At 55.4% G+C, this 20,958-nt stretch carries 23 protein-coding genes; 7 read left to right on the top strand and 16 right to left on the bottom strand.

Annotation, left to right across the window (positions count from 1 at the left end):
• Positions 1-270 precede the first annotated feature (270 nt).
• From ACN0VL_RS14225 to gpt, 5 genes are all read right to left on the bottom strand, one after another.
• Positions 271-699, bottom strand: coding sequence for a hypothetical protein (locus ACN0VL_RS14225; RefSeq protein ID WP_417618490.1), 429 nt, complete (start codon positions 697-699; stop codon positions 271-273).
• 72 nt (positions 700-771) lie between these two features.
• Positions 772-2,028, bottom strand: a complete 1,257-nt coding sequence (locus tag ACN0VL_RS14220) for a glutamate-5-semialdehyde dehydrogenase (protein WP_417618488.1) — start codon at positions 2,026-2,028, stop codon at positions 772-774.
• 8 nt (positions 2,029-2,036) lie between these two features.
• Complete coding sequence (proB, locus tag ACN0VL_RS14215; protein ID WP_417618486.1) at positions 2,037-3,140, bottom strand: glutamate 5-kinase; 1,104 nt, start codon at positions 3,138-3,140, stop codon at positions 2,037-2,039.
• A gap of 118 nt (positions 3,141-3,258) precedes the next feature.
• Positions 3,259-3,657 (bottom strand): sigma factor-binding protein Crl, encoded by a 399-nt coding sequence (gene crl, locus ACN0VL_RS14210; protein WP_417618484.1) that lies wholly within the window; start codon positions 3,655-3,657, stop codon positions 3,259-3,261.
• Between the two features lie 238 nt (positions 3,658-3,895).
• Positions 3,896-4,381 (bottom strand): xanthine phosphoribosyltransferase, encoded by a 486-nt coding sequence (gpt, locus tag ACN0VL_RS14205; RefSeq protein ID WP_417618483.1) that lies wholly within the window; start codon positions 4,379-4,381, stop codon positions 3,896-3,898.
• Positions 4,382-4,771: 390 nt separating this feature from the next.
• Between gpt and ACN0VL_RS14200 the strand changes: the two genes are divergently transcribed.
• The 3 genes from ACN0VL_RS14200 to ACN0VL_RS14190 all read left to right on the top strand — a co-directional run bounded on the left by ACN0VL_RS14200 (position 4,772) and on the right by ACN0VL_RS14190 (position 7,481).
• Positions 4,772-6,229, top strand: coding sequence for an aminoacyl-histidine dipeptidase (locus tag ACN0VL_RS14200; protein WP_417618481.1), 1,458 nt, complete (start codon positions 4,772-4,774; stop codon positions 6,227-6,229).
• Positions 6,230-6,657: 428 nt separating this feature from the next.
• Positions 6,658-7,020, top strand: a complete 363-nt coding sequence (locus tag ACN0VL_RS14195) for a hypothetical protein (protein ID WP_417618479.1) — start codon at positions 6,658-6,660, stop codon at positions 7,018-7,020.
• 248 nt (positions 7,021-7,268) lie between these two features.
• Complete coding sequence (locus tag ACN0VL_RS14190; RefSeq protein ID WP_417618477.1) at positions 7,269-7,481, top strand: hypothetical protein; 213 nt, start codon at positions 7,269-7,271, stop codon at positions 7,479-7,481.
• Positions 7,482-7,555: 74 nt separating this feature from the next.
• Here ACN0VL_RS14190 and dinB read toward each other — a convergent pair whose 3' ends face one another.
• The 11 genes from dinB to ACN0VL_RS14135 all read right to left on the bottom strand — a co-directional run bounded on the left by dinB (position 7,556) and on the right by ACN0VL_RS14135 (position 17,170).
• Positions 7,556-8,611, bottom strand: coding sequence for a DNA polymerase IV (gene dinB / locus ACN0VL_RS14185; protein WP_417618475.1), 1,056 nt, complete (start codon positions 8,609-8,611; stop codon positions 7,556-7,558).
• A 130-nt stretch (positions 8,612-8,741) separates the two neighbouring features.
• Positions 8,742-8,966, bottom strand: a complete 225-nt coding sequence (gene nqrM / locus ACN0VL_RS14180) for a (Na+)-NQR maturation NqrM (protein WP_417618473.1) — start codon at positions 8,964-8,966, stop codon at positions 8,742-8,744.
• A gap of 1 nt (position 8,967) precedes the next feature.
• The gene (locus ACN0VL_RS14175) at positions 8,968-10,014 is read right to left on the bottom strand and encodes an FAD:protein FMN transferase (protein ID WP_417618471.1); all 1,047 of its coding nucleotides are present in this window, start codon (positions 10,012-10,014) and stop codon (positions 8,968-8,970) included.
• A 6-nt stretch (positions 10,015-10,020) separates the two neighbouring features.
• Complete coding sequence (nqrF, locus tag ACN0VL_RS14170) at positions 10,021-11,244, bottom strand: NADH:ubiquinone reductase (Na(+)-transporting) subunit F (RefSeq protein ID WP_417618469.1); 1,224 nt, start codon at positions 11,242-11,244, stop codon at positions 10,021-10,023.
• 27 nt (positions 11,245-11,271) lie between these two features.
• Positions 11,272-11,868 (bottom strand): NADH:ubiquinone reductase (Na(+)-transporting) subunit E, encoded by a 597-nt coding sequence (gene nqrE, locus ACN0VL_RS14165; protein ID WP_417618467.1) that lies wholly within the window; start codon positions 11,866-11,868, stop codon positions 11,272-11,274.
• Positions 11,869-11,871: 3 nt separating this feature from the next.
• A complete protein-coding gene (locus ACN0VL_RS14160; RefSeq protein WP_417618465.1) occupies positions 11,872-12,504 on the bottom strand; it encodes an NADH:ubiquinone reductase (Na(+)-transporting) subunit D in 633 nt (210 codons plus the stop codon).
• Entirely contained in the window at positions 12,497-13,267 is a 771-nt protein-coding gene (locus ACN0VL_RS14155) for a Na(+)-translocating NADH-quinone reductase subunit C (RefSeq protein WP_417618464.1), read from the bottom strand. Before ACN0VL_RS14155 ends, ACN0VL_RS14160 begins: the two co-directional genes overlap by 8 nt.
• Positions 13,260-14,498 carry an NADH:ubiquinone reductase (Na(+)-transporting) subunit B gene (locus ACN0VL_RS14150; RefSeq protein ID WP_417618462.1) on the bottom strand — a complete coding sequence of 413 codons (1,239 nt, stop codon included), beginning with the start codon at positions 14,496-14,498 and terminating at the stop codon, positions 13,260-13,262. Before ACN0VL_RS14150 ends, ACN0VL_RS14155 begins: the two co-directional genes overlap by 8 nt.
• 3 nt (positions 14,499-14,501) lie before the next feature.
• The gene (locus ACN0VL_RS14145; RefSeq protein ID WP_417618461.1) at positions 14,502-15,845 is read right to left on the bottom strand and encodes a Na(+)-translocating NADH-quinone reductase subunit A; all 1,344 of its coding nucleotides are present in this window, start codon (positions 15,843-15,845) and stop codon (positions 14,502-14,504) included.
• A 363-nt stretch (positions 15,846-16,208) separates the two neighbouring features.
• Positions 16,209-16,517, bottom strand: coding sequence for a BolA family protein (locus ACN0VL_RS14140; RefSeq protein ID WP_417618459.1), 309 nt, complete (start codon positions 16,515-16,517; stop codon positions 16,209-16,211).
• A gap of 56 nt (positions 16,518-16,573) precedes the next feature.
• Positions 16,574-17,170 (bottom strand): alpha-ketoglutarate-dependent dioxygenase AlkB family protein, encoded by a 597-nt coding sequence (locus ACN0VL_RS14135; RefSeq protein WP_417618457.1) that lies wholly within the window; start codon positions 17,168-17,170, stop codon positions 16,574-16,576.
• A gap of 56 nt (positions 17,171-17,226) precedes the next feature.
• Here ACN0VL_RS14135 and ACN0VL_RS14130 point away from each other — a divergent pair, with 56 nt between their 5' ends.
• The 4 genes from ACN0VL_RS14130 to ACN0VL_RS14115 are packed head-to-tail and all read left to right on the top strand — an operon-like array spanning position 17,227 to position 20,887.
• Positions 17,227-18,366 carry a methyltransferase gene (locus tag ACN0VL_RS14130; protein ID WP_417618455.1) on the top strand — a complete coding sequence of 380 codons (1,140 nt, stop codon included), beginning with the start codon at positions 17,227-17,229 and terminating at the stop codon, positions 18,364-18,366.
• Positions 18,367-18,376: 10 nt separating this feature from the next.
• Complete coding sequence (locus ACN0VL_RS14125) at positions 18,377-18,958, top strand: YajG family lipoprotein (protein WP_417618453.1); 582 nt, start codon at positions 18,377-18,379, stop codon at positions 18,956-18,958.
• Positions 18,955-19,524 carry a peptidylprolyl isomerase gene (locus tag ACN0VL_RS14120; RefSeq protein ID WP_417618451.1) on the top strand — a complete coding sequence of 190 codons (570 nt, stop codon included), beginning with the start codon at positions 18,955-18,957 and terminating at the stop codon, positions 19,522-19,524. Before ACN0VL_RS14125 ends, ACN0VL_RS14120 begins: the two co-directional genes overlap by 4 nt.
• Positions 19,502-20,887, top strand: coding sequence for an AmpG family muropeptide MFS transporter (locus tag ACN0VL_RS14115; RefSeq protein ID WP_417618449.1), 1,386 nt, complete (start codon positions 19,502-19,504; stop codon positions 20,885-20,887). The genes ACN0VL_RS14120 and ACN0VL_RS14115 overlap by 23 nt, the downstream gene beginning before the upstream one ends.
• The last annotated feature ends 71 nt before the right edge of the window (positions 20,888-20,958 follow it).

Below are 20,958 nucleotides of genomic sequence, written 5' to 3'. Positions count from 1 at the left end.
TGGCGATTAACAAAAGAGATAATCTACCATGCCTGCCTATTTTTTTGGGGATCCCTCAGCGCCTTCGCGGGAATGACAAGAGAGGGCGCGTGGGAATGACGCCAGCGCCAATCCTGTTACTTAGTAATTAATCTCTTTGTAGCTCCTGGTCTTCATTTTTCCGTGCTGTTCCGTGTATTTCGTGGCAACAATCTCTTTGGGCTTGTACAAGTAAAAGGCCGCGCTCGTGATGAGTGCGGCCTTTGTCTATCTCAGGTTCCAGGAAATCGCTTAAAACAGCACCCGCCGGCCTTTGATGCAATTGCGACAGACAGGTTCGCCCTGTAATGAGCCCAGCACCTCGGGGGCGCTGCGTTTACCGCAGCAGCTGCATTCTCGAAAAGACTTCAAACGCAGAGCTATGGTGTTTTCTACCAATGCCAGCAGCTGTTCCAGGGTACCATTACGCGCATCCACAACCCCCTGAGAGGTGGGCTTGGCGGTATGGATATCGTGATGTCGCCACTGAATGGCAGGCAGAAGTACTTCAACCTTGTCGTGCTGAAATGCCACTATGACCAAAGTTGGGTCGCCAATAAACAAGGTTTGTGCGCCCTGTACCGGATAAGGCAGCTGGCTCTTGAGGTGCTGCCGCCAGGATTCCAGAGCTGGCGGCAATGGCATGGCCAGCAGCAGGGCGTCCAACAGCTTGGATGGCATAATATCCTCTCTTCAACAGGCATAGGCGGCCAAAGCCGCCTGTTTGTCTACATAACCGTTTGTCATTGACCGTTACTGACGGATCAAATAATCCGCCTGACCTATCCACTTGTAACTGGTCAGCTCCTCCAGCCCCATGGGGCCGCGGGCGTGCAGTTTTTGAGTCGATACCGCCACCTCGGCCCCCAGACCAAACTGGGCACCGTCGGTAAAGCGCGTAGAGGCATTCACATAGACCGCCGCCGAAGGGGCACCATTGATAAAGCGTTCGGCACTCGCCATGCTATTGGTAAGAATCGCATCGGAATGGCTGGCATTATGACGGCGTAAGTGCGCCAGTGCCGCATCCACATTAGGCACCAGCTTCACGCCCAGGGTCAGCCCCAGCCACTCGGTGTCAAAATCGCCTTCTGCCGCCGCTCGCACCTTGGCAGGGCCTGCACTTAACAAGGCCTGCGCATCGGCATCAGCCACCAGCTCAACGCCCTTGCTGGCCATCCGCTCACTGACTAACGGCAACAGGTTGGCTGCTATGGCCTCGTGCACCAGCAAGGTGTCTATGGTATTGCACACACTGGGACGCTGGGTCTTGGCATTATCGATAACCTCGATGGCGCGCAGCAAGTCGGCACTGTCGTCGACAAAGATATGGCCGATGCCGTAACCGCCGATAATCACCGGTATGGTCGCCTGCTCCTTGCATAACTTGTGCAGGTTGGCGCCACCACGCGGAATGATCATGTCGACATACTGATCCAGCTTCAATAAGCCGCTTACCCACTCTCGACCGGGCTCGCTGATGTATTGCACCGCACTTTCGGGCAGCCCGCTGGCCGCCAGCGCCTGCTGGATCACTTTCACCAACTCCTGGTTGGTATTAAATGTTTCCCGCCCGCCGCGCAAAATGCTGGCGTTGCCGGTTTTCAGGCACAGGGCTGCAATATCGATGGTCACGTTGGGGCGTGCTTCATAAATCACCCCAATTACGCCCAGCGGCACCCGCCGCCGCGACAACCGCATGCCATTTTCCAGCACCCGGCTGTCCAGCTCGCTGCCGACCGGATCGGGCAGTGACACCACATTGCGTACGTCGTTGGCAATGGCGGCCAGTCGCTCCGGGTTCAGCATCAGCCGATCCAGCATAGACTTGCTGATGCCACTGTCTCGGGCAGCGTCCAGATCCTGCTGGTTGGCGGCCAGAATACGCTCGGCAGCGGCTTCCAGCGCATCTGCCATCACCAGCAGCGCCTGATTTTTTACTTGGGTAGAGCTGTCGGCCAGGACGTAAGCGGCATCGCGCGCCGCCTGTCCCATCTGTTCCAGGTTCATACTATCTCCTACAAGAGCACCAGGTCGTCGCGGTGAATGGCTACACTGCCGTAGCCATGCCCCAACAAGGACTCAATCTGCTCTGAATGCTGTCCTTTGATAAGATTCAGGTCGAGGGCATCGTAACGGCAAATACCTCGAGCCACCTCGCGCCCTTCCGGGTTGACGATGCGCACCGCTTCGCCACGGCGAAAACGCCCTTCAATGCGTACTATCCCCTTGGGCAGCAGGCTCGAGCCCTTTTCATGTACCGCCTGGACGGCGCCGGCATCGATATGAATTTCACCGTGCGGCGGCGGCCCGGCCAGAATCCAGCGCTTGCGGCTTTCCAGCGGGGTAGCCAACGCGGGAAAGCGGGTACCGATACGCTCGCCATCCGCCAGGCGGCCGATGACTTCCGGCACCTGGCCGGTGGCAATCACGACATCGATTCCGGCACGACGGGCGACGTCTGCCGCCTGCAGCTTGGTGGCCATGCCACCTGTGCCCAAACCACCAATGCTGCCACCGGCCAGCTTGCGCAGGGTATCATCTATGGTTTGTACTTCTTCAATCAGTTGCGCCTTGGGGTCGTTGCGTGGATCGGCGGTAAACAACCCTTTTTGGTCGGTCAGCAGGATCAATAACTCGGCCTCGGCCAGAATGGCCGCCCGTGCCGACAGGTTATCATTATCCCCCACCTTGATCTCGTTGGTGGCAACCGCATCGTTTTCGTTGATCACCGGAATAATCCGCTGATCCAGCAAGGCGCGCAGGGTATCACGAGCGTTAAGATAACGCTCCCTGTCTTCCAGATCGGCGCGTGTGAGCAATATTTGCCCCACATGCAGCCCATATAAATTGAACAGCGACTGCCAGGTCTGGATCAGTTGGGCCTGGCCCACGGCGGCCAGCATTTGCTTGTTGGCCATGGTATTGGCCAGGGTTGGAAAGTTCAAATGCTCACGTCCTGCGGCAATCGCCGCCGACGTGACCACAATAATATGATGGCCAGCCCGGTGTAGGCTGGCACATTGACGCACCAGTTCGACCATGTGCGCACGATCCAAATGACGAGTACCGCCGGTGAGTACACTGGTACCCAGTTTTACCACTATGGTTTTGCCTTTCATGGAACGCCTTACGGCTCCTTACTAACAGCAATGCCGGCAGAGCCGGCAAGATAATAAAATGAGGCGCATCCAGGCCATGAACCAGAAGTCACGGTGATCACTGCAAGCAATAATGAAACTAGGCCAAACTTAACAGATGATCTTTTCCTAGTGCAGGTGATGGGCGAGCGCTGAGTGACAAGCCTTCCAGACAGGCATCCAGCTTGTCGTAAAAATCACGCAGGGTACGCGCTACTTCTGCCTGATGTTTTTTGGGCAAGGCCCGCTCTTGCCAATCGCCCTTGGCGTCAAAAAAGCCAAGCTGATAATTAAATTCAAAGCTCTGCCCGTCCTCGGTGCTTAGCGTTAGCCACCAGCCCCAGAACTCCCGTGCTTGTGGCTCTGCTTTCGCACTCACGCACACCGACAGACAATCAAAAAAATACTGTGATTCATTCGATTTAAGCTCCCGCAGATACGGACCTATGGCGGTAAACTTACGTACTAATTTACGATGAGTAACCTTATCTGTAGACATGCAACCTCCGTGTTAACTTGCCTATATGTAACGCTTTTTGGCTCGGGGGTAAAGGCCGCTCAGGGTAGTTGATAGAAAAAACACCGATATTTTGGCGAGCTGTGAAGTCTGATAGGCAAGAAGCCGCACAAAGTGCACCATCCCCTCTTGAAGCCATCCCCATGAATACCTGGCTCCAGCCATTTTTCAGACATAAAAAAGGCTCCAGAGGAGCCTTTTTTATGTCTGAGCGGGTGACTTATGCTTTTTCTTGATCACTCTTTTCCTGTTCGCACAGGGGAGTGGCAAAGACCACGCCCATGTCCCAGGGCTGTTCTATCCAGGTATCCTGGCCAACACGAACTTCAAAATCATCGACCAGTGGTTCGCCTTTGGGCTTGGCGAAGACGGTAATAAACTTACCTTTGGGGTACATTTCACGAATCACGCGAGCGGTATTACCCGTGTCCACCAGATCGTCCACGATCAGGAAGCCTTCTCCATCACCATTGGCCTGCTTGAGTACTTGCAAGTCGGAACGCTGCTGGTTGTGATCATAGCTGGAGATACACAGGGTATCGACATGACGAATTCCCAGCTCGCGCGCCATAATGGCAGCAGGCACCAGACCACCACGGCTCACAGCGATAATACCTTTCCACTGACTGGCGGGTAGCTGACGCTCGGCCAGTTTACGCGTTTCGCGCTGAAATGAGTCCCAGGTGACGACGAATTTATTGGACATAAAAAGAACCTTTGGGTGTTAGCTTCGAGACAAGATGGTCACCGCTGCCGCTTTTTGTACTTAAACATAGCCACAATGGACTCGTCTTAGCCAATCGCGAGCAAACAATGGTCATATTATAGAGATCCCGCCCATTCTTGACCAGAGTTACAGCTTTTTATTGGATTGCTTTCGTCTATTTAGCGCTGAGGCACCTGGTAAAGCGCAAGAACCGCCCCTTGGGTAGCAAGATTAAACGCCCGCTCCATTCTGCAGGGCATGTTAATTTGCAATGATAACCAGGCCGGCACCAGCAGCACACTTGTTCGCCCTCCGGGGGTTGTTAACAGGGGAGTGTCGGCGGTAAGCTGGCCCCTTCTGCATGTCGTTTTAACGGTAAGGTATGTATTGATGACCGAAATTAGCCAGCTTTCTCCACGCCTGTTATGGCAGTTTTTCGACACCTTGTGCAGCATTCCGCACCCTTCCGGGCATGAAGCTGCCGTCCGCCAGTGGATAACCGACTGGGCACAGGATCGCGGGCTGACCGTGGTGCAAGATACAGTGGGTAACCTCATTATCCGCAAGGCCGCCACCCCGGGCATGGAAAAACGCCAGGGGGTGATCCTGCAGGCACACATGGACATGGTGCCTCAGGCCAATGCCGACACCGATCACGACTTTACTACCGATCCCATACAGCCTTATATCGATGGTGACTGGGTGCGGGCTCGTGGTACGACGCTGGGAGCCGATAATGGCATCGGCCTGGCCGGCTGCCTGGCCGTGTTGGCAGATGAAAAAGTGCAACACGGCCCCTTGGAAGTGCTGCTGACCATAGATGAAGAAAGCGGTATGACAGGCGCCTTTGGCCTGGAGCCGGGCATGCTGCAAGGCAGTATTTTGTTGAATACCGACTCGGAGCAGGATGGCGACGTTTACATGGGCTGTGCCGGTGGCGTGGATGCCAATATTACGCTGCCCTACCAGGCTGAATCCGTGCCTGCTCAGCATCAGGCGATGCGCTTGAATGTTAAAGGCTTACGGGGTGGCCACTCCGGCATTAATATTCATCAGGGGCGAGCCAGTGCCAACAAGTTGCTGGCCGAGTTGCTGAGTGATGTTGCCGAGCAGCAGATGATTCGCCTGTCCGAGGTCAGTGGCGGCACCCTGCGCAACGCCATCGCCCGGGAAGCCAGTGCCCTGCTTACCTTGCCAGCCGACGCGGTAGGCGTGCTCACCGAGCTGGTGGCACGGCGTCAGCTACAGTACCAGCAAGAGTTTAACGGCATCGATGATTTTATCACCCTGGAGCTGGTGCCAGCCGAATTGCCCACCCGCGTAATGAGCAGCAGCCTGCAGCAAAAGCTCAGTGCCGCCCTGCTGGCCTGCCCCCACGGTGTAATGGCCATGAGCCGCGACATGGAAGGTGTGGTACAAAGTTCGACCAACCTGGGCGTCATTGGTACCGAGCCCGAGCATATTCATGTGCAGTGTCTGATCCGCTCACTGAGCGATGCCGGCCGGGATCGGGTGGCCGCCATGACCGCTGCCGTTTTTCGTCTGGCCGGCGCTCATTGTCAGTTCGACGGTGCCTACCCTGGCTGGCAGCCGGATCCCGACTCCAAGGTGATGCAGCTGTTACTGAATACCCATAAAGAGCTGTTTGGCGTGGTGCCGGACGTCAAGGTCATTCACGCGGGGCTGGAATGCGGCCTGTTCAAGGCGACCTACCCGGATTGGGATATGGTGTCGTTCGGTCCGACGATTCAGGGCGCCCACTCACCGGACGAGCGGGTGCACATTGAAGCCGTATCGCGTTTCTGGCAATTATTGGTGCGGGTATTACGCCAGATCCCGGAAGCATAACGGACTCAGCATAGCGAGAGGCGGTAAGCCCCTTAGGCACAACTCTGTTCAGCGTTCAGAGACAGCTGGGTAACCTCCTCCGACACGCTTCAAGCACCTCCCTGTGGCGCTCAGCACATGACGTCCCTGTCATGTGATGGTCGGCTGAGGCTCTCCCAGCCGCCTCTTCATGGCCTTTGTGCTGTAGGCAGCTAACATTCACAGGCCAGAAGCTGTCAAAGCGGGTGGTAGGGTCGAATTCATTCGACCGCTTTTAGGCTGGGTCACCATTTTGGTCGAGTCCTCTTTATACAAAACATAGCCCCCCCTCTGTGTTGGTCCTGGCGCTGTTATATCACGTCAGAGCCCGACCAAATGGGTGATTATCGAGTGTTAAAGCCGCGGCTTTTAGCTTATGATTTCACCCATTCCCATTCGAGGTTTCTGCCATGAAAATCTTCTCTTTCAAGCCTGCCTATACTTGCCTGTTCCTGTCGCTGTTGGCGGCACCGGCCATGGCCGATAATATTTTCAGCGGCATAATCAACTTTGGTCGCGAAGTGCTGGATGAAACGCGCAAGCTGGCGCCCGGCATTCAGTATGATCGCCGTCACGAAACGTCGGCCACGGTCAGGGCCAACCCGGATGACGGACGAGACTATCCGGCGCTGGAGTCGCCGGGATCAAACATCAATACCGGGCAAGCCAATCGCCATAACCAGGCTATAATAGCCGAAACACCGGCCATGCAGCCCGCCTCGCCTGCAGCCAATCATGGCTGGCAGTTTGTGGAAGAAGATCACCTGAAGTAGACGTTATAGGTGAGGTGTGAATAGTGAAGCGGGAGGGGCCAAACACCGTCCCTGCTGGCTTCGCCTTCGCACTTAACCCTTTGCAAGAATTAGCTGAGACTTGGCTGTTTATCTGCCCACCCTTTTCCCCTCACCATTCACGCCTTGTACTATTTTCGTCATTAAACCTTAATATTTCAGGGTTTAATATTGCCAACCAAGCTGTTAGGCTAATTAAACATCAGTAATAGAATAATATAGGAGCAAACATGAAATCCCCTTCAATTGCCCTGTTTCTTGCACTGAGCGCGGGTTATCTCGGTGCCGCAACGGCCGACCCGATTACGGATAAAAAAGCAGTCATGGGCAAGGAAGCCATCGCTCACGGTGATGAAACAAGCCAGCTTGAATCACAACAAATAGCATCACAAAAAACGACAAGCTCAGAGCCAACCGACAACAAGGCAGAGCACGACACCTAGCCCTGGCCTTCAGACTCCCCGTGGTTTAGCAGCCTGCTGCCTTGCAAGACGCGGCTTTGTAATACTTCACCTGATCACCAGTCAAAGCTCAGCTGTTCGCTGTGAACGGCTTCGTCCTCCGAGTCATGATCCAGCTCGACACTGACGCCGACCAGTCGTACGCCCCGTCCATTGGCGCGGTGCCAGGCTTCGCTACACAACTGCTCGGCCAGGGCGGCATCAAGCAGACTGCAGCGCCGAGAAAGCGTGGTCTGGGTAAAGTCATCAAACTTGAGCTTGATACAGAGTCCCTTGATGGCTCTGTCATTGAGCCTTTTGACCAACTCGGGCCATAAACCAGACAGTACTTCTATGCCCTGTTCAACCCGCTGAATATCGGTGACCAGTGTGGTTTCTACGCCCACGGATTTCCGTATGCGATGGGGCTGCACCTCACGCTCGTCAATCCCCTGGGCACGCTGCCATAAAGATGCACCAAACTTGCCAAAGCGGCGCACCAGTTCGGCCTCCCCCACCCCGGCCAGCTGGCCGCAATGGGTCAGCCCCAGGTTGCTCAGCTTTTGCGCCGTCTTGTGCCCGACTCCGGGCAGCTTGGCCAGCGGCAAGTCGCGCACGAAGTCGGCGACCGCCGCTGGCGGCAGCACAAAGAGTCCATCGGGCTTGTTTTCATCGGAAGCAATTTTTGCGAGAAACTTATTGGGGGCGACGCCGGCCGATGCCGTCAGCTGTAACTCTTCGCTGATGGTCTGGCGTATATGCTGGGCTATGCGGGTCGCACTGCCGGCAAACCAGGGGCTGTCAGTGACATCCAGATAGGCTTCATCGAGAGAAAGGGGTTCCACCAGATCGGTATAGCGGTGGAGGATCTCGCGTATCTGCTGCGACACCGCCTTGTAGGTCGCCATATTGCCCGGCACCAGCAACAGGTGCGGACAGCGTTGCAGCGCCTGATGACTGGACATGGCCGAGTGAATGCCAAAGGCACGAGCAGGGTAATTACAGGTCGCGATCACGCCACGTCGGCTGGCACTGCCACCAATGGCCAGGGGAATATCACGCCACTCGGGGTGCTCACGCATTTCCACCGCGGCATAAAAGCAGTCCATGTCGACATGAATGATTTTACGCATCAATAACAGACTGTGAGGAGTGAAGTGTAAAGGATGAAGAGTAAAACACCGCCCTTGTTAACAGACGGTGCCGAGAGCTTGGCACTTTATCGGTTACACCTCACCCTTTACTCATTACCTTTCACCAACCTTAAATGATGCGGTTTTCTTCCAGCATCTGACGACGAGCTTCTTCCTTGGCGAGCTTTTTCTTGCGACTGGCACAAGGATCGGGGCAATCACAGGCTTTTTCTATGCCCACGCCACCCAGGCCGCCACAGGAGCCGGCTATGGTCTTGCGCTGCACTATATAGCCGATGGCCATCGCAAAAATGACCAGGGCAAAGACCGCAAACGTTACCAGAAAATACAGCATATCAACCTCTTGAATACTTCTTGAAGGCACGGGTCATATCTACTCTAAAGCCATCTTCCGTTTTGGTTAGCAGATACACCGCCAGCTCGTGTTGCTCGGCAAAGGCAAGGGCTTGCTCCGGCCCCATCACGGTTAGCGCCGTGGCTAACCCGTCTGCAATCATACAGGAGGGATGGATCACTGTCACCGATGCCAACGCATGCTTGATCGGCTGGCCCGTCTCAGGGTCTATGGTGTGCGATAACCGCCGGCCATCCAGTTCGTAATAATTACGGTAATCACCCGAGGTGGCCACGCTGTTATTGCCCGGCACTACCACCTGCTGTATGGCACCTGTGCCATTACCCGGCTTTTCCACCGCTATCGTCCAGGGTTTACCGTGGCCGTTCACGCCGCTCAAACGCAGCTCACCGCCAATTTCCACCAGATAGTCGTTGAGCCCCTGTGCCGACAGATACTCTGCCACCACATCCACGCCAAACCCTTTGGCAATGGACGACAAGTCGACATAAAGATCCGGTATCTGCTTGTGCAGATACGCACCTTCCAGATCGTACTCGACACTCAAGAACGACAGCCCGGTACGGGCTTTCACCTGGCTTAACTGCTGCTCGCTGGGGATCCGGCTCGGTCTGGCATCCGGGCCAAAGCCCCATAAGTTAACCAGCGGCCCCACGGTCACATCCAGCTTGCTCTCGGTCAGTTTCCCCAGTTGCAAAGCGGCAGTCACCACCTTGGCGGTATCCGCAGACACCGGGAAACGGCCACCGTCATCAAACTGGTTAAAGCGACTCAGCTCGGAGTCCGGCCGATAGGTCGACATTTGTTCGTTCACCAACTCCAGGCGGCGATCTATTTCCTGTTGCAGCTCTTGCGCCCTGCCCTCGTCGAGATCGGTGATTTTAATGGAATAATAAGTGCCCATGGTATTACCGGTCAGATGTTGCACCGGGGTAGCCAGGGGCTCGGGAGTATCGGCCGGCTTGCACGCGACCAATAAAAAGGCCAGCCCCAAAGGGGCCAGCCATTTAGTTACATAAGAACTCATCTGGGTTTAACCACCAAAGTCATCCAGCAGAATGTTGTCTTCTTCTACGCCCAGCTCTTTGAGCATATTGATAACGGCTGCGTTCATTACCGGTGGACCACACATGTAGTACTCACAATCTTCAGGCGCTTCGTGATCCTTCAGATAGTTTTCATACAGGACGTTGTGGATAAAGCCGGTGTAACCGGTCCACTCGTCTTCCGGCAGTGAGTCACTGAGGGCCACATGCCACTGGAAGTTGTCATGCTCTTCCTGCAGGCCGTCGAAATCTTCAACATAGAACATTTCACGACGAGAACGAGCACCGTACCAGAAGCTGATCTTGCGCTTGGAATCCAACCGCTTGAGCTGGTCGAAAATATGCGAACGCATAGGCGCCATACCGGCACCACCGCCCACAAACACCATTTCTGCATCGGTATCCTTGGCGAAGAACTCACCGAAAGGACCGGAAATAGTGGCTTTATCACCCGGCTTCAACGACCAGATATAGGAAGACATCTTGCCCGGAGGCGCGCTCCAGTTACGTGGCGGCGGGGTCGCAATCCGCACGTTGAGCAGGATAATGCCTTCTTCTTCCGGGTAGTTGGCCATGGAGTAGGCGCGGATGGTTTCCTCGTCTACCTTGGACTCCAACTCGAAGATCTTGAACTTGTCCCAGTCTTCCCGGTATTTTTCGGGTACATCAAAGTCTTTGTACTTGACGTGATGCGGTGGCGCTTCAATCTGAATATAACCACCCGCCCGGAAGGGAACACTTTCGCCGTTCGGAATTTTCAGTTTCAGCTCTTTGATGAAAGTGGCTTTGCTGTCGTTGGACAACACTTCACACTCCCACTTCTTGATGCCAAACACTTCTTCCGGCAGTTCAATTTTCATGTCCTGCTTGACGTTGACCTGACAAGACAAACGCTCGCCATGGCGCGCTTCGCCCTTGGAGATATGATCCAGCTCGGTGGGCAGAATTTCGCCGCCACCGTCCAGAACACGTACACGACACTGGCCGCAAGTACCGCCACCGCCACAAGCAGAAGATACGAAGATACCGTTAGCGGCCAACGCGCCCAGCAGCTTGCCGCTGGCACCCGTAGTAATCGCCTTGTCGGGATCGTCGTTGATGCTGATAGTCACATCCCCTTCCGCGACCAGCTTGGACTTGGCAAACAGGATAATGCCTACCAGGACCAGCACGATCACGGTGAACATGACCACGCCTAGAATGATTTCCATCGATTATTCCTTTTCTATCACCGGGTTTTACAGGGATATGCCAGAGAAAGACATGAAGCCTAGCGCCATCAGACCGGCAGAGACAAAGGTAATTCCCAAGCCACGCAGACCGTCAGGTACATCTGAATACTTCATTTTCTCACGCAGGCCGGCTAGCAATACGATTGCCAGCATCCAGCCAATGCCGGAGCCAAAGCCGTATACGATGGACTCGGCGAAGTTGTAGTCCCGCTGTACCATGAACGACACACCACCGAAAATGGCGCAGTTCACGGTAATCAACGGCAGGAAGATACCCAGCGCGTTGTACAGTGCAGGAAAAAACTTGTCCAGGGTCATCTCCAGGATCTGCACCAGAGCCGCAATTACCCCGATAAAGGTAATGAAGTTCAGAAAGCTCAGATCCACCCCGTCAACCAGGGCACCGTCTTTGAGGATGAAGTTATAGATCAGGTTGTTGACCGGTACTGCAATCGTCAGTACCACCACAACCGCAACACCCAGACCGAACGAGGTCTTGATTTTCTTGGACACCGCCAAAAAGGTACACATGCCCAGGAAGAAGGCCAGCGCCAGGTTTTCGATAAAGACGGCACGAACAAACAAACTTATAAAATGTTCCATCTCTTACTCCTTCGCCTCTACCTGATCCGGGCGCATGGTACGCAATACCCAGATAATGCCACCTATGATGAAGAAGGCACTCGGGGGCAACAGCAGCAGACCGTTGGCCTGATACCAACCACCATTTTTAATCAACGGCAGGATCTCGATGCCAAACCAGGTACCGGAACCGAACAGTTCACGAACGGTCGCCACCACCAGCAGGATCAAACCGTAACCCATGCCGTTACCAATACCGTCCAGGAAGGACATCATGGGCGGGCTCTTCATGGCATAGGCTTCGGCGCGACCCATTACGATACAGTTGGTGATGATCAGACCAACAAATACCGACAGCTGCTTGGAGATCTCGTAGGCGTAGGCTTTCAGGATCTGATCCACCACGATTACCAGCGAGGCAATAATGGCCATCTGGGCGATAATTCGCACCGAGTTGGGGATCTGATTCCGTACCAGCGAGATAAACAGGTTGGAAAACGCGGTTACCGCAACAACAGCCAACGTCATAACGAAGGCGGTCTGCATCTGTGTCGTCACCGCCAGGGCAGAACAAATACCCAGCACCTGCAGCGCAATGGGGTTGTTGCCTATGATGGGACTAAACAGAACCTTTTTCATTTCAGCTTTATCAGCCATTGTTCAGCTCTCCTTTACGAACCTTGGCCAGGAAAGGACCATAGCCCTGCTCACCGAACCAGAATTCAAAGGTATATTGCACACCATTAGAAGTTAAGGTGGCACCAGACAAGGCATCTACGCTGGAAGGCGCATCAGCCGGTGCACCGCCTTTCACGACTTTAAGAGCAGGCTTGCCATTTTCGTCAAACAGCTTCTTACCCACAAACTGGGCACGCCAGCTGGGGTTTTCCACTTCACCACCCAAGCCTGGGGTTTCACCGTGCTCATAGTAGGTAATGCCCTTGATGGTATTACCATCGGGTGCTACCGCTACGAAAGCATACATGGTTGACCACAGACCCTGGCCATGAACAGGCAGTATGATGCTGTCCAGGTTGCCGTCTTCGTCTTTGGCCATGTATACCGGCACCAGGTTGGCGCGGCGGCGAATACCCGAAGGATCTTCGCTGGCGTCAAGCCGGATGCTTGCGTTCGGGTCTTTGGCAGCTGCGCGCTGGTTATAGCCCTGTACCGATTGATCCGAAAACTCGTCGGTGTTCAGGTCCAGTAAGCGCGCTTCAATGAAGCGGTCATAGGTTTCGGCCACGTCTTCACGGCCCAAACCGGCCACGGAAACGATATTGGTTTGTACGTCCAGTGCCTGGTTACGTTGCTGGGTGGGCTTGAGCAGCACGGCTGCACCAGATACCACGACCGAACACACCAGACATAAAACGCCGATTACGGCAAATGTTCTGCCGACAGATTCTTTCTTAGCCACGAGCCAGTCTCCGTTTGATGTTAGCCTGCACCACAAAGTGGTCAAACAAGGGAGCGAACAGGTTGGCGAACAAGATAGCCAGCATCATGCCCTCGGGGAAAGCGGGGTTGACCACACGGATCAAGACCACCATGACGCCGATCAGTGCGCCGTACCACCACTTGCCTTTATTGGTAAAGGAAGCGGATACCGGGTCGGTTGCCATGAACATCATGCCGAAGGCAAAACCACCCAGCACCAGGTGCCAGTGCCAGGGCATGCTGAACATGGCGTTGGTGTCGGAGCCAATGAAGTTGAACAGCGTCGCCGTGGCAATCATGCCGATCATCACACCGGCCACTATGCGCCAGGAGGCAATGCCCAGATAAATGATGAACAGGCCGCCAATCAGGATAGCCAGAGTCGACACTTCACCAATCGAGCCCTGAATGTTACCAATAAAGGCATCCATCCAGCTGATCAGTGTCCCGCTGTTGGCATCCATCAAGGCTGCCTGACCACCTGCGGCCCATTGGCCCAGTGCGGTAGCGCCAGAGAAGCCGTCAACGGCGGTCCAGACGGTGTCACCCGAGATCTCGGCCGGATAGGCAAAGAACAGGAAGGCACGACCGGCCAACGCCGGGTTCAGGAAGTTTTTGCCGGTACCGCCAAAGATTTCCTTGGCGACCACCACACCGAAAGTGATACCCAGCGCCGCTTGCCATAACGGCAGCGTCGACGGCACTATCAGCGCGAACAGCACAGAGGTCACGAAGAAACCTTCGTTCACTTCGTGCTTGCGTACACTGGCAAACAGCACTTCCCAGAAACCACCGACCAGGAATACCGTCAGGTAGATAGGCAGGAAGTAGGTTGCGCCAAGCAGCATCTTGCTGCCCCAGCCGGCACCTTCGCCCAGGGTTGCCCCTAAACTTTGTGCCAGGCCATAACGCCAGTTGCCATCGATAACGGATGCCAGTTCTGCCGGGCTGTACATGTTCATCAGGGCACTGATGGTTTGCCCGCCCGAGTTGTACATACCAAAGAACATGGCGGGGAAGGTAGCCATCCATACCATGATCATGATGCGCTTCAAGTCGATGCTGTCGCGCACATGAGAGGCATTGCGTGTCACCATGCCCGGGGTATAGAGCACGGTGGCTACCGCTTCATACAGGGCGTAAAACTTTTCGTATTTCCCACCCGGCTCGAAATGGTGTTCGAGCTTTTCCAGAGTGTGTTTCAAGCTCATTACTTAGCCCTCTAACTCAATCGTGGTCAGACACTGACGCAGGGCCTTGCCATAATCGTACTTGCCCGGACACACATAGGTACACAGTGCCAGATCTTCTTCATCCAGTTCCATGCAACCCAAGGTTTCTGCACTTTCGGTATCATTAGACAACAGGTCACGCAACAGCAGAGTTGGCAGTATATCCAGCGGCATAACGCGCTCGTAGTTGCCAATTGGCACCATCGCTCGTGGTGAACCATTCGTGGTCGTGGTCAAGTCAAACAACTTGCCCTTGGTCAGGTGGCTGAGATAAGCACGGGTCACCGAGAACTTGCTGGTACCCGGCGCCAGCCAGCCCATGAATTCTTTTTCACGACCTTCGGCCAATACCGACACCTGCAGGTGATAACGACCCAGATAGGCATGGGGGCCGCTGGCCGCAGTACCGTACAGTACGGAACCGGAAATAACGCGGTTCTCGCCGTCTTGCAGCTCACCAGCAGTCAGCGCATCCAGAGAGGCACCAATGCGGGTGCGCAGCAAGCGGGGCTTCTGCACCACAGGGCCACCCAGGGCGACCACACGATCGGTAAACAGTTCACCCGTGGTAAACAGCTTGCCGAACGCAATCACATCCTGGTAGTTGATGTGCCACACCACCTTGCCGGGAACGATAGGATCGATAAAGTGAATGTGGGTGCCGGGCAAACCCGCTGGGTGTACGCCGGTAAAGACGTGTTCTTTGATATTGCTGCCCTGCGCCTGAGGCAGGCTGCCTTCACCCTTACATACGTGCACCTGACCCTCGGTCAGCCGGCTTAATACCTGCAGACCATCGGTAAATGCCTGGGCATGTTCCTTGATGATCAGTTCGGCATTGGCACTCAGCGGATTAGAGTCCATGGCAGTCACAAAGATGGAGCGAGGCGTGGAATCGACAGCCGGCACCTTGCTAAAGGGGCGAGTGCGCAGCGCCGTCCACAGGCCGGATTCAACCAGCTGATCGCGAACGGTATCACGTTCCAGTTTAGAGAGTTCAGCAGAAGCGTATTTTGAAAAAGTAATCTGATCTTCGCTGTCATCAACCGCAATTACTACTGATTGCAGTACGCGCTTTGCACCACGGTTGATTTCAACCACGGTGCCGGCGGCGGGAGCTGTGAATTTAACGCCAGGATTCTTCTTATCAACGAAGATAACCTGACCTTTTTTGACACGATCCTCTACCTTGACGTGCATGGTAGGGCGCATGCCCACAAACTCCTCGCCTAGCGTAGCAACGCGCTTGATGGCAGGACCATCGTAGATTACTTGCTCTGGGACCCCAGTTATCGGAAGGTCCAGTCCTTTTTTAATTGTAATCATACTCACTTGCACTACTTGTTAGGGGAAGACAGGTACTTGCCATGTCTGACATGACAACATGCTGATGAGTCGCTACCGGTCTGTCCACTATCATGTCATCAACAGCCTGACCACAGTCCGGTAACATCCAGCCCGAAATTAAAGGCGCATAATACTAGCACTTTTCACGCGGTGGCTGCCATGGCAATTACCAACATTTACCGCCTCTTTACATAAATCCATGTTGTACAAACAATAACCAGGCAAGAATAAGGCCATGATATTGGGTCATTTATTAGCCTTTAGTCCCATATGGGCAGCTCTTCGCTCCCCACAGACCACCGCCAGTGCAATTCTCATGCGAAGACACGCCAGGTTAATCTATCACCCACCCTGACCACGGCAGGCCGGGCTGTCGAGCACCCCGTTGCGCGCTTGCCATTCGGCAGGCGTCAGGGTGTGCAAGGCCAGGGCATGTACGCCACCGGCCAGTTCGTCGGCGAGCAGCGCATTGATCTTTCTATGTCGTGCCAACGGCCGCTGTCCGTCAAACTGCTCGCTGACCACCACCAGTTTAAAGTGGGTTTCAGAGCCGGGTTGCACGCGATGCATATAGCTTTCGTTAATTACTTCCAGGTGCGTGGGCGCCAGCGCCGCCTGCACTTTCTGCTCGATTTGAGCCTGTATCGACATGATTTACTCCTGGGTAAATATCAATAAGTGAAGACCGAGTGAACCTCGGAACAATTTTATGGCTGTGAGTGCTTCAACAAGCGAAAGGTCAGGTTGATACGCGCCCCCTCGCTAGCCGCCATTTTCGGCAAGGCATGCTGCCAATGATGCTGCATTTCGCCGGCCATCACCAACAAACTGCCATGACTCAGCATTAACTGCCGACGCTCGCCACTTGAATGACGCAGTACGAAACGACGGCTGGCCCCCAGACTCACCGAGGCAATCATGGGGTTAACGCCCAGTACCGCCTCATTATCCGCATGCCAGCCCATGCTGTCCTGGCCGTGACGATATAAATTCAGTAACACCCCATTGAATGACTGCTCGCAGATGGCCCCTACCCGGTCGGCAATATCGCGCACCAAGGGATGCCAGGGCACAGGCAGTCTGGTCTTGCCAGAATAGCGATAGCCGCCCTCCCCCATCCAGCAAGACAGCCTGGGTTCATCCCGCTCACGGCCAAACAGGGTCAGCCGATGCTGCTGCCAGGGGACCTCCGCGGCAAGCCGTTGTTGCCAGCTATCGGCTTCTTCTGCAAAGGCGGTGGGCCACCACAGCAAGCGCCCCTGGTTAAGCGCCAGCCATTGCGGAGGGTCAGTCCATAGCTGCATGCTGCTTTTCCTCCGTTAACTGTTAAAATGCTTTTTTTCTATTGAGTAAAGCCGTCATGAATCACCATTTCCCCCTGCCTCAAGGCGGTGAACTACTGCTACGCCGTTATCCTCGCTCAGCCCAGCATGGCCTGCAAGCATGGGAAGCGGCCGATGAATATCTGATCAACGAACTGCAAAATCATGGCTGGGATACAGACGCCCCGCTGCTGATTGTAAACGATGCCTTTGGCGCCCTTACCCTGGCTCTGCATCACCATAAGCCCATCAGCATGACAGATTCGCGCATCAGTGAACTCGCACTGGCCGCCAATGCCCAGGATAATCAGCTGGAACCAGCCGGGCAGTCACTGACCAGTCTGGCTCCCTGGACTGAACAGGCCCCTGGCCTGGTACTGATGAAGTTACCCAGAACCAATGCCATGCTGGAATATCAGCTGGCCTATCTCAGCCAGATTATGGGGCCCGAGACGCTGTTTATTGCCGCAGCCAAAGCCAAGGACATTCACAGCTCAACCCTCAAGCTGTTTGAGCGCTATATTGGTGACACCCGAACCAGCCTGGCCTGGAAAAAAGCACGCCTGGTGTTCAGTAAACGCGATGTAAACAAACCGGCCAGCGAGCTCCCCTTGCCCCTGTCCTGGCCGCTAGAGGGCACGGACTTCAGCATTTATAACCATGCCAACGTCTTCTCCCGTGCCAACCTCGACATTGGTGCCCGCTTTATGCTGCAACACCTGCCGAGCCAGCGCACCGGGAACATAGTGGATCTGGGCTGCGGCAATGGTGTGCTGGGCCTGATGGCCCTGGTGCAAAACCCTGAGGCGACCGTGACCTTTGTCGATGAGTCTTACATGGCCATTGCCAGTGCCGAACTGACGGTCAGCCATAACTTGCCCTCTAACACCGCTCGTGCCCGCTTTGTGGTCAATAATTGTCTTGATGGCGCCGCCGTTAACAGCGCCGAGCTGATACTGTGCAACCCGCCTTTTCATCAGCAGCAGGCCATTACCGACCATATTGCGTGGCAAATGTTTGTTGATGCCAAGCGCGCGCTCAGCCCTGACGGCGAATTGTGGGTGGTCGCCAACCGCCACCTTGATTACCATATCAAGTTAAAGCGTCTGTTCGGTAATCAAACGGTGGTGGCATCCAATCATAAATTCGTTATTTTCAAGGCCATTAAAACCTCTTAAGGAAGCTATTATGAAACCCGTTAAATGGTTAATGACCGGTATGCTGGCCCTGAGCCTGACTGCCTGTGCCAGTTACTACCCCATCGCCGTTGATGTGGCGCCGACGGTGGATACCAAAGGTGGTGTTTACCGCGGCCAGGCCATAGCCCTGAGCAGCCAGGACAGCCGCAAAAACGATTACGTGATTCAGATTGAGCAGAACAACAAGGCTCCCGTGGTCGTGGGCGCCAGCAACAATATCAGAGTACAAATGGAGCAGGCGCTGGCCCAGGGCCTGAGCAATCAGGGTGCCTTCGTTGAAAACGGCGCGCCCACCCAGGTCTCGCTGGAGCTGCAGGAAGTACTGGCCCGGGTGATCCGCGGTCACATCAGTTACGACGTGGTGCAGCAACTGCGCATGCAGCTGACGCTCACGCGCGATGGCCGCACCATTACCAAACAATATCGCCGCAGTGCCCAGGCCGAGTTCCCTGGTCGCCTGCACCCGGAGCTGGACAAGGTAAAAGACGCCCTGAACGAGCAGCTTAGCCTGATGGTCAAGGACATGCTGGCCGACGCTGATGTACAGCAGTTTATCGGTGGCCAGTCATGAAGCGCGCCTTCATCCTGCTTGCCGGATTAATGGCCGCTACCGCGGCCCTGGCCGGCCCAAGAGTCGAGCTGGTGACCAATATGGGCACCCTGGAAGTCGAGTTGAACGACAGCGCCGCGCCGGCCACCGTGGCCAACTTTTTACGCTACGTCGATGACGGCAGCTATGACGGCAGCATTTTTCACCGTCTGATCCCGGGGTTTGTGGTACAGGGCGGCGGCTTTGATGCCGACTATAACCGCCTGCCTACTTACGCTCCCGTCGTCAACGAGTCCAACAACGGCCTGGATAACCTGACCGGCACCCTCGCCATGGCGCGCACTCAGGATCCGAACAGTGCCACCCGCCAGTTTTATATCAACCTGAACGATAACCCGTCGCTCAACGGTGGTCGCAAGGCCGGTTATACGGTATTTGGCAAGGTGATTGCGGGCGACGCCGTGTTGGCAAAAATGGCCGGGGTAGACACCGGCATGAACCTGACGTTGCGCGCGCGAGACGTACCACAGCAAGACATAGTGTTGCAGCAGGTTAGGCGCCTGAATGACGACCAGACCAGGCACTAAGGTGTCACACGCCACCCAGGAGCCCAAGCGCAGCTGGTCTCAACTTCTGGCGCTGTATGCCGAACGCCGGGTGCTCACCCTGTTTGCCTTGGGGTTTTCTTCCGGTTTGCCCATCTTGCTGGTATTCGGCACCCTGTCGTTCTGGCTGCGCGAGGCAGGCATCAGTCGCACCAGTATCGGCTTTTTCAGCTGGGTGGCCCTGGCCTATGGCGTAAAGTGGCTCTGGTCGCCCCTGGTCGATCGCCTGCCCTTGCCCGGTTTGTCGCGGTTAATGGGTCGGCGGCGCAGCTGGATGCTGTTTTCACAGCTGATTATCATGGCGGCACTGGTCGGCATGGCTTATTCCGACCCCAACACGCAAATCGTCCATTTAGCCTTGTTTGCGCTGGCGGTGGCCTTTGCCTCGGCCACCCAGGATATCGTGATTGATGCCTACCGTATTGAAGCCGCCCCCGAGCGTCTGCAAGGGGCGCTGGCCGCAGCCTACATGACCGGCTACCGGCTGGCCATGATCCTGGCGGGGGCCGGCGCCCTGGCCATCGCTGCCTGGGCGGGATCCGATCTGGGCTACGACCCTGTGGGCTGGCAAACGGCTTACTTGTGCATGGCGGGCTTTATGCTGGTCGGCGTCATTACCTGCCTGCTGCTGCACGAGCCCGACGTCGACTTGCGCCAGCAAGAAAGTGAACAGGCCGAGCATCGCCAGCAACTTATCGATCGGGGATATCCTCGTCTGCTGGCCGGTCTGGCGGCCTTTATACGCAGTGCCGTGGTGGCCCCCTTTGCCGAGTTTTTTCAGCGTTTTGGTAAACAGGCGCTGATTATTCTGGCACTGATTGCCTGCTATCGTGTCTCGGATGTGGTGATGGGCGTCATGGCCAATCCCTTTTATGTAGACATGGGATTCAGCAAGTCACAGATTGCCACCGTCACCAAGGTGTATGGCGTGATCATGACGTTGGTGGGCGCGGCTCTGGGGGGCATTCTGGTCAGCCGTTTCGGTACCTTGCGCATCCTGATGCTGGGCGCCGTGCTGGCGGCCAGCACCAACCTGATGTTTGCCCTGATGACCCAGTTTGGCCCAGATGTGCGCTTGCTCACCCTGATTATCTCGCTCGATAACCTGAGTGCCGGCATTGCGACGGCAGCCTTTATTACCTATCTGTCCAGCCTGACCAACGTGGCTTTTTCTGCCACCCAGTATGCGTTGTTCAGCTCGGTAATGATGTTGTTGCCCAAGTTTCTGGCGGGATTTTCCGGTATCGCAGTAGATGCGTTTGGCTATGCCCCCTTCTTCATTGGCACCGCCGCCATCGGCCTGCCGGTGCTGTGGCTGATCCGAAAAGTGGGGAAAACAACGTGAGGCGTGAGGCGTGAGGCGTGAGGCGTGAGGCGTGAGGCGTGAGGCGTGAGGCGTGAGGCGTGAGGCGTGAG

Source organism: Oceanisphaera sp. (assembly GCF_048268965.1).
In the GTDB taxonomy this organism is placed as follows: Bacteria; Pseudomonadota; Gammaproteobacteria; order Enterobacterales; family Aeromonadaceae; genus Oceanimonas.
This window is presented reverse-complemented; position numbering and strand designations above follow the sequence as displayed.